This window comes from Marisediminitalea alba, from assembly GCF_002993365.1.
GTDB lineage: Bacteria > Pseudomonadota > Gammaproteobacteria > Enterobacterales > Alteromonadaceae > Alteromonas > Alteromonas alba.
Genome location: NZ_PVNP01000211.1, coordinates 42788 through 51258, shown reverse-complemented (window position 1 = coordinate 51258; position 8471 = coordinate 42788). Strand labels below are relative to the sequence as shown.

8 protein-coding genes are annotated in these 8471 nt (G+C 49.6%); 2 read left to right on the top strand and 6 right to left on the bottom strand.

The features are described 5' to 3' along the window. Positions 1-2: 2 nt before the first annotated feature. Positions 3-737 (top strand): IS21-like element helper ATPase IstB, encoded by a 735-nt coding sequence (istB, locus tag C6Y40_RS23000; RefSeq protein WP_071979584.1) that lies wholly within the window; start codon positions 3-5, stop codon positions 735-737. Positions 738-854: 117 nt separating this feature from the next. On the opposite strand, the gene C6Y40_RS22995 is transcribed toward istB, so the two are convergent. Then, positions 855-1751, bottom strand: coding sequence for a hypothetical protein (locus C6Y40_RS22995; protein ID WP_105936723.1), 897 nt, complete (start codon positions 1749-1751; stop codon positions 855-857). Between the two features lie 209 nt (positions 1752-1960). Here C6Y40_RS22995 and C6Y40_RS22990 point away from each other — a divergent pair, with 209 nt between their 5' ends. Continuing rightward, the gene (locus tag C6Y40_RS22990; protein WP_105936722.1) at positions 1961-2347 is read left to right on the top strand and encodes a prolyl oligopeptidase family serine peptidase; all 387 of its coding nucleotides are present in this window, start codon (positions 1961-1963) and stop codon (positions 2345-2347) included. 112 nt (positions 2348-2459) lie between these two features. Here the strand turns inward: C6Y40_RS22990 and C6Y40_RS22985 are convergent, their stop codons facing one another. From C6Y40_RS22985 to C6Y40_RS22965, 5 genes are all read right to left on the bottom strand, one after another. Beyond that, positions 2460-2930 carry a protein-tyrosine phosphatase family protein gene (locus C6Y40_RS22985; RefSeq protein WP_105936721.1) on the bottom strand — a complete coding sequence of 157 codons (471 nt, stop codon included), beginning with the start codon at positions 2928-2930 and terminating at the stop codon, positions 2460-2462. A 24-nt stretch (positions 2931-2954) separates the two neighbouring features. Further along, on the bottom strand, positions 2955-3590 hold the full coding sequence (trhA, locus tag C6Y40_RS22980; protein ID WP_105936720.1) for a PAQR family membrane homeostasis protein TrhA: 636 nt from the start codon (positions 3588-3590) through the stop codon (positions 2955-2957). A gap of 444 nt (positions 3591-4034) precedes the next feature. Next, a complete protein-coding gene (locus C6Y40_RS22975; protein WP_105936719.1) occupies positions 4035-4634 on the bottom strand; it encodes a YigZ family protein in 600 nt (199 codons plus the stop codon). 83 nt (positions 4635-4717) lie between these two features. Further along, a complete protein-coding gene (locus tag C6Y40_RS22970; protein ID WP_240622064.1) occupies positions 4718-5155 on the bottom strand; it encodes a RidA family protein in 438 nt (145 codons plus the stop codon). A gap of 142 nt (positions 5156-5297) precedes the next feature. Next, complete coding sequence (locus C6Y40_RS22965) at positions 5298-8459, bottom strand: CHAT domain-containing protein (protein ID WP_105936717.1); 3162 nt, start codon at positions 8457-8459, stop codon at positions 5298-5300. Positions 8460-8471: the final 12 nt, after the last annotated feature.

The window sequence follows — 8471 nt, the reverse complement described above, 5'->3', positions numbered from 1 at the left end:
AAATGAACGATCTACTCATCCAACAATTACAGCAACTGCGCATGACAGGGATTGCGGATATGTTAAAACAGCAACGCGCTCAACCCAACACCTACTGTGAATTAGCCTTCGAGGAACGGTTGTCCCTGCTGGTTGACCATGAAATGAACCAAAGACGGACAAACCGCATCAACCGACTTCGTAAACAGGCACGACTCAGGTTAAATGCAACACCGGAAGAACTGTCATACGACAATGGCCGCGGATTACAAAAGCCAAGAATGGCCGATTTATTAAATGGCGGATATCTTAGTCATCATCAGAATATCATTGTTACCGGAGCCACAGGTGGCGGTAAAACCTATGTAGCTTGTGCGCTTGGTGAACAAGCGTGTCGCCAGGGAATACGTGTTGGTTACTGGCGATTACCACGATTAAACGAGCACTTACACATCGGCCACGCTGATGGCAGTTACACCAAGCAGCTAGCAACGATAGCGAAACAACAGCTACTGATCCTGGATGACTGGGGACTGGAAAAACTCACCGTCAAACAGGCAACAGACTTACTGGAGGTGGTAGAAGACAGGCACGGCGTAAGTAGCACCATCATCTGTAGTCAGCTACCTGTAGAGCAATGGCATTCAATGATAAGTAACGGCACGGTTGCCGATGCGCTACTAGATCGCCTCATCCACAATGCTCACCGGATAACCCTCACTGGGGAGTCAATGAGAAAGCAACAAACCATGAGGTAAATACCTGTGGCAGACTGCGGTCTGCCACAACTACTGATCGGGCAAGCCATAATACCAGTGATCGGGTGTATCAGAATTGGGGTGATCGAGAGGCCGGAATTAGTGATCGGGAAATGCCTAATACGCAGCTGTTCCTAAAAACCACCAGACTGAAGTGTTATCGAGGTTGAGTTCTGCAAAATCCATAATTCGGTTTACAAGGTGCGGCTCTTCAAACGCGCGGTACAAGGCATGCAGGAGGTTTATGTAAAGAAGCGGCTCTGACTTAAATTTATTAAAATACGTGTCTATATCTTTAAAAGTAAACGCATCAGTATTTTGAAGGTAGCGTATAAGTGCTTTTGCTGACTCATTGTGCGGCGTAGAATCGCCCTCAGCTATCGCTTCAATGTATGCGTCGATGCTAGCGTATCTCAAATTGCTTTTCGCGGTTTCGAATTGCTGCGTTATCGTAGCTAACTCTTTTTTTAATAAGGCGATCTCGGCTTGAGCGACTTGTTTTTGCTTATCTATTAACGCCAGTTCTTCATCTAGCGCTTTCGTTTTTTCCAATACATCTTTTTCTTTTTGGGAGATACTGTCTTCAGCTTCGGCTAAGGAAGCTTTTATTTTTTCAATAGCCTCTAGTTCAGCTTGCAAGTCAGCTTCTTGTACAGCCATCTCATTTCTTATTGCATTAATTGCATCCTGATCTTTTGTAATTTTTTTCTGCCGGGCTGCTACATCGTTTTCAATTGTTTTTAGTTCATTGCGTTTTATATCAAGCTGCTTTTTAGCTTGTTCTGCTTCTTTCTTTTCTAATGTTGCCAGTCGAGCTGAATTTTCGTAGTAACCCGTATAAAGTTGAAAGCTCAGCGTTGCAGCGGCAACTATACTCGGAAGAATTGCAAACAAAATTACAGGTCTTTGGAACCATCGGCGCAATTGTTCGTGTTTTTGTAGTTCTAACAAGTCTACTTCTAACAATAGTTTACGTTGTTCTAATGCGGAGTTGCTTGGGTATTCCTGCGCCATAAATTGCCTTGTCCTTGTGATATAACTTGTCGTAATAAGTAACGCTGAAATGGTGTTGAGCCGCCTTCCTATGAGGGAGATTAAATGGCAATTTCCTCATGTTTTGGCGACAAACTTGTAAGAGTTAATCATGCGGTGTGGTTAAATAATAAACAGTGTTGGTGTTATGTCAAATACCCTATTAACCGAATGATGAAGCCAAATCGACAGTGAAAGCTGTGGTCGACTTCTACGGACCAACTGTCTTTGTGGAGATGGGGAAGTTCCCCAGCATTTTTGATCACAAAGCTCCCAATTCACCAGAATCCATGGTCATCGGTGGACAGCCCCATTTGCCAGAAAATGCACAAAAAGTTGACGAGTACAATCCAATCACATACATATCCACTGAGCGTAATTTGCCGCCATTTTTGATTATGCATGCTAATTCCGATCCCGTTGTTCCTTTTAATCAAAGCGTGTTGTTGTATCAGGCACTACGAACGAATAACCATGAAGTGGTGTTCTACAATGTACAGGGGGGAGGTCGTGGCTATCGGTTTTTCATTCCTGCCGTTACCCAAAAAGTAGGTGCGTTTTTCAAAAAGCATCTGTAATGGAACTGCGCATTTCCTTGCGGATATTGTGAGTAGTTCGCACAGCCGGTACACCGTGAACCGGCTGTGCCCACAAAACTTAAGCCCTGGTAAACAGAATAGAAATCCTTAACTACGCCACTATTGCTGCGGCTTGTTGTAATTCGCGGCGGGATAGTTGGTTGGCTTTGTCGCCGCCGAAGCTGTGAATGATGTTATAAGCGCTGCTGGCTGGGATCCTTTTGTAAATGCACAGTGCGTATAGAAATAACCGGCAGCGTTCGCAGTTGCCGTCGCAGTGCAGGTATACTTTGCCGCCTTCGCGCAGGGTTTCGGCTACTTCCTGCAAGTACTGTTGCATAAAGGCTTTTTCGGTATCATTGTTAACAAAGATATCGGCGATGTTGAAGGGGAGCCATAACCAGTGCAGGCCTGCATTGGCTACATCATTTTTTAGCTCAGGCTTATTTTCTTCTGATGTCTGGATGGTGGCTATATGGGTAACGCCTTGGCCGCGTAACTTAGTGAGGTAGTCAGGTGTGGGTCTGGCGCCCAGAGTAATGCGCCCGTTGCCAACGGTAAACCACGAAAGGCTGGATGTCATAACGAAATACTGCTGTTAAGTGCTCTACACCACATAATAGTAAATTGAAAAGTAATGGCAACTGCAGCCGCCAATTACAAACAAATGCCAAATAGCGTGGGTGTATTTTTTTGACTTGGCGACATAAAACAACACACCAATGCTAAAGCACAGGCCGCCGGCTACAATCAACCATAATCCGGAGCCTGGCATGGCCTGATACAGCGGGTAGATTAACCCAACTACTATCCAGCCCATGATCAGGTAAGTAACTACCGATACCTTAGGAAAACGGTGTCTGGCTATCATCTTAAAGGCTACACCGGCAATCGCCAGTACCCAGATAAAGGCAGTGGCGATTACGCCAAGCAGGCCGCCAATGGCTACCAGCGTAAGAGGAGTATAAGTGCCCGCAATCAGCAAATAGATGGCGCTGTGATCAAATAGTTTTAACAGGCCTTTGGCCTTTTGATGGGTTACCGCATGATAAATCGTTGAGGACAGAAACATAAAAATCAGCGTGCCGCCATAAACTGCTGAAGCGGTAACACTTACCGAGTTTTCGGCACGCAATAACATAAACACCAATCCCACAATGGCCGCCACACAGGCGAGGCCGTGGCTGATGCTATTGAGCCATTCTTCTGCCACTGAATAAGCGCGTTTGGGTAGTGAAGTCATATTGTTCCTCTTTTAATACAACTCAGTGTAAAGCTTCAGCGAACACTTGTACACTGAAAAAATGATGCTTTTATGGCGCAGATTAAGAGGTAACAATCCCGTGATTGAGCTTGAGCCAGGAACTCCTGATTCGTGTATTTGGGCTGATACATGCTTTCTGTTGGAAAGGATGTGCATGGAGATCCCCGCTTAAGAGCATGCGGGGATGACGGGGGGGGCATGCGGGGATGACGATTTTCATTCCTGTCATCCCGGCCTCCGAGCCGGGAGCTCCTAATCAGTTTGGCTCACCTTAAATAGCCTTTTCAGGAGATCCCCGCTCAAGAGCGTGCGGGGATGACGGGTGGGGTTGCGTGCGGGGATGACGGAGTGGGGAGCATGCGTGGTGAACCGGGTTGTCTGTGCGGGAGATGGGTTAGCGTGCTTTGGGGATGTGTTGCTGCTCTAGGTTTTTGGTATGAGGCTGATCCCCTGATTGCGGCACATCGCGGTGAAGGCGTCGATTTCCGGGGCGGGCAGGGCTACTGTCATGGTTACCTGATGGCTGTACTGACAATCGCTCACTTCGCCCTGCTGTTGTGTTACCCAATGACGAATAAACTGTTCGTGCTTAAAGTCGGCATTTACGGTGATTTCGTCCAGTGTAACATGCTGCGTAACCCCGAGGTTTTCCATTACCTGCTGCGCAGCACTGGAGTAGGCCCGCACTAAACCGCCGGCACCGAGTTTTATACCGCCAAAGTAACGGGTAACAATGAGCATGACGTCGCCCACGTCTTTGTGCTGGAGTACGTTTAATATCGGTTTGCCTGCGGTGCCGCTTGGCTCTCCATCGTCTGAGCAGGCAACACTTACCGGCATGTCCGGGCGACCTAGTAAATAAGCCCAGCAGTGGTGCCTGGCATCGGGATATTGGGCTTTTTTCTGAGCGAGTAATTCCATAGCGGTTTCGCGGTCTGGCGCACAGGCGGCAAACGCGTGGAATTTGCTTTTTTTGATTTCGTAGAGCACTTCAAGTGCCTGACTGGGAGTTTGGTATGACATCGCCGGTAGTGTAACTGAAAAGGCGGTTAAGTCGAAGTACAACACGGCGGATAGGGAGTCCGCCGCTCGCAGTTTGCCGGGGCTTACATACGGCGCATATGCGCCATGCACTCTACCTCAACCATTGCACCCATTGGCAGGCCGTCTACGCCAAATGCGCTGCGGGCCGGTAAGGCACCATTGGTAAAGAAGGTTGTATAAACGGCATTAAAGTCGGGCCATTTACTGATGTCGTCTATCATTACCGTGCACTTGAAAACGTCTTCCATACCGAGTCCCAGCGAATCAAGTGCCATTTTTACATTAAGCATCACCTGTTTGGCCTGAGCTGGCATGGTGGCGGGCATCTCACCGTTTTCATCGAGCGGGATCTGACCCGAAAGGTACACAATATTATCCACCTGGGTGGCCAGCGAATAAGGGGCGTTCTCATTAGGGTGGGGGAAGTATTTTAGCTTTGCCAGAGCGAGCTGGCTGAAGCTTATCAGTACTGCAATCAGGGTTAACTTAGTTAAGTTCACCACAAACTCCTGTTTATCTGTCGTTAAATTATTTTTATGCGAATCTATATTTACGTAGTGACGATTAAACAACAAGCTCCGGCATTGCATATCAGTTCAACTAACCACTTTTTACGATCAGTTTCGGTTAAGCTCGTCGTGTTTATTGAGGCGACTGTAGCAGGAAAAATTCAGCGTTCTGATTAACCACTGTGAGCGTAAAGCCTGCCCAGTGCATAGGGTGTTTAAAGCGCGGGTGACGTTGCATCTGTTGGCGTGCGTGACGCAGCGCTTGTGTACTGCTGCCGGATTGCTTGAGCCCCTGATAAAAATACTGCATAAAGGTGGCGGTGGGTTTGTCTGAGACTTTCCAGCGGGTGCTGATCACCGAATCGGCCCCGGCCGTTAACACGCCGTAGGCCAGACTTTGCAGACCGTCGTGAGCCATCATTTTGCCCAGCGAGGTTTCGCAGCCGCTGAGCACTACCAGTTGATTGTTAAATGGCTCGCCCAGTAATGCGCTTTGCGATAGAAAACCGTTGTCCGGTGTGGTTGTTGATGGGTTTCTGGCAACGGCCAGTCCCACAATGGCTGGGTCTTCAGGATCAAAGTAGCTGTGGGTGGCAATATGTAACAGCGGAGCTTCACGCAAGTCTGAACTGAGTAAAGCCTGCTGGGTGGCTTGTTCTGCCGAATATCGTTCAACCGCATAGTTTGAGAAGAGCGAGGCAAGCTGGTCGCCTTCGCGTTTCGCCCAGGGGAGTGCCGGCAATTTGTTGCGCCAGCCAGTATCAGCTGTGGGCGATTTACTTTCAAATGCGGGTGAATCAAAAATACCGATCGCCATTGGCGCCGCAGCTTGCCGTAGGGTGGGGGATAGGTATTCACTTAATGAGGGCGTCTGGCGCAGTGTATAGCGGCCACCTACATACTGGTTATCATGCAGTCGCAGCTGGGCCATGGGCAATGCGAAAAAGCGGCCGTCTGCCTGCCACATAATGTCGCCAATATCGGGGTTATTAGTCACCCACTGTGGAATAAAATCGCTTGCGCGTGCATCGCGATAGGCCTGAATGATCTCAGCGCCGGATAATCCGTCTGGCAGCGCTGGTGGGCACTTTACAGGCGTTACCTGATGTCGCGATGCAGAAATTGCCAGTACATAACATTGCTCGCTGGCGTGCAGGTAGCGAAGCACAACCTGATTTGCCTTTATTGCCGTTTGCACGGATGCCAGGGTAAGGGGCTTTTGATTAGTCTGGGCTTCGTTAGACAAACGAGAGTTAACCAGTCGCAACCACTGCTCTTTTACGTTATCGAGCTGTTGTTGCAGGTGCTGTTTGTCGTTTTCAGCGGTGGCGTTTACCAGGCCACTTTCCAGCGTTAGCCGTTGTTGCCAGAGGCTTTCAAGCTCTGGCTGTTTGAGTAAATGTTGGTGTTGCCTGTCTTGCCGTTTACGTAAAAACAGCTGGCTCTGATAGGTTTCCAGTAAGGCCAGGGCCTGCTCCGTATTCGCCCTGGTAGGATTGTTTAGCAGGGTGTCCAGGTGAGCATCGTATAGCTCTCTGACCTTGTTAAACCAGTGGGGCCCCATTTGATAGGCATCCAGTTCGCGCCCCAGTTGCAGAATATGCTGATTCGCCTTGTTAAAAGTGGCGGTAAGCGCGCTCTCGTTCTGCGGCTCGGTGGCTTTGAGGAGCTGGTATTGCAGTGAAGCGAGGGTTACCTGCTGCGGATCATGCTCGCCTATAAGTGCTGTGAGCTGCTCTATCTGTTTGGCGGCCTCAGGATACTCGCCAAGCTGAATGCGGGTGTCGGCAAGGGCAGTGAGGGCCTGAATGCGCTCGGTCATTTTTACTAAAGTATCCAGCGAGTTGAGTGCTGTATTCTTCAGCTCACTGGCTTCTGCAGGCTGTTTGTTGTGCGCCAGAACCTGGGCCTTAAGGGCATAAATTAACGGCAGGCGGTCGGCGCGTAGCGTAGTCGCTTTTTGCTCTGCCTGAGTCAGGGCTTTAAGGGCCGCCGGCCAGCGCTGTCCGGCCATGGCAATTTTGGCTATGGCAAGGTACAGGTGGCTGGTATCGTCATCGTAAACACTGCTTTGGTTTAAACTAAGAGTACGCTGATAATAGCGTTCGGCGGTATCGGTATCACCCAGGTAGCTGTAACTGCTGGCAAGATTGGCGGTGAGCACCGCTGCGGTAATATCGGCATCTTCCTCAGTGAGGTACTCTGTTGCCTCGCGAAAGGTGTGCTGGGCTAACTCCCAGCGACCAGACCATAAATAAACCAGGGCGAGGTTGTTGGTTATTTCAGCCAGCCCCTGTGTATCGCCTGATTGTTGTTTGCTTTGGATGGCTTCATCCAGGTAACGGGCCGCTGCTACGTTATCGTTAGCCAGCGACCAGTAGGTGGCGAGGCCGTTGTAAATGTCTGGCAGCAGTTTTGTATAGCCTTGTTCTAAAGCTTGCGAGCGCGCTTGCTCCAGCGAATATTTTCCAGCTTCCATCAGGGATTGTGACGACACTACCGAGCCATGCAGCAGGTTACTGAAACCCAGTGTGGCTACCAGCTGGGTTGTAAGATAACTGTTGGCAGGCAGCATGTGACTCACTTGTTCTTGTTGCGTCGGCGCTGACGTTGGCTGCCAGTCGGCTGGGTTTATTAGGGTTGAAGCATAGGCTAATGCATTTTCAAACTGCCCGGGGAGCAATGCCATACCGGCATGACTGGCATCGGCAAAATGGTAAATGGCAAAATTAGCCGACATGGCAAGCGCCGCCAGTTGCCAGCAGGTATAGCCATGGGCACCAGGGGAAAGCAGGGATGTAGCCTGTTCGGTATTTTCTTCAATAAGATACTGGCGGGCGAGTAAGGCGGTGGCAAAACACGCTGTTTCGGCGTCGCTCTGGCGGGCGATTTGTTCGGTGAGTATTGCCGTAGTGCCTGGCTCAGCGTAGCTAGCCGAGAACCATGCCAGCCAGTCCCACAGGGTATTTGCCGGTTGCGTATAAACTGCAAACTCTGGGGCTGTTACTGATTGCTCATTGTTATTAGTTACCTCAACGGTTACCGCATATTGTGCACTGCTTTGGGGTTTAATGGCGGCAATATGGGTGTGGGCATAATGGCTGTATGCGGGGCTGCCTGCGGTATCGGAAAGCGCAATCTTAAACGCTGTATCGGGCGCTTCAACAATGATTACCTCATTAGCTGCGGCGCTCACCGTAAACTGAAACTCTTCGCCCACAGCGCGCTGCCCGGCAACCATTGCCAGGCACAAAAGGAATAATCCGAGTGTTAACGAGCGGCGAATACGTTCCATGTCATGCCGGTA

Coding starts and splice junctions, on each gene's coding strand:
- C6Y40_RS22995 (WP_105936723.1), bottom strand. CDS start 1,751: ATGGCGCAGGAATACCCAAGCAACTCCGCATTAGAACAACGTAAACTA.
- istB (WP_071979584.1), top strand. CDS start 3: ATGAACGATCTACTCATCCAACAATTACAGCAACTGCGCATGACAGGG.
- C6Y40_RS22975 (WP_105936719.1), bottom strand. CDS start 4,634: ATGTCATACCAAACTCCCAGTCAGGCACTTGAAGTGCTCTACGAAATC.
- C6Y40_RS22985 (WP_105936721.1), bottom strand. CDS start 2,930: ATGACATCCAGCCTTTCGTGGTTTACCGTTGGCAACGGGCGCATTACT.
- trhA (WP_105936720.1), bottom strand. CDS start 3,590: ATGACTTCACTACCCAAACGCGCTTATTCAGTGGCAGAAGAATGGCTC.
- C6Y40_RS22965 (WP_105936717.1), bottom strand. CDS start 8,459: ATGGAACGTATTCGCCGCTCGTTAACACTCGGATTATTCCTTTTGTGC.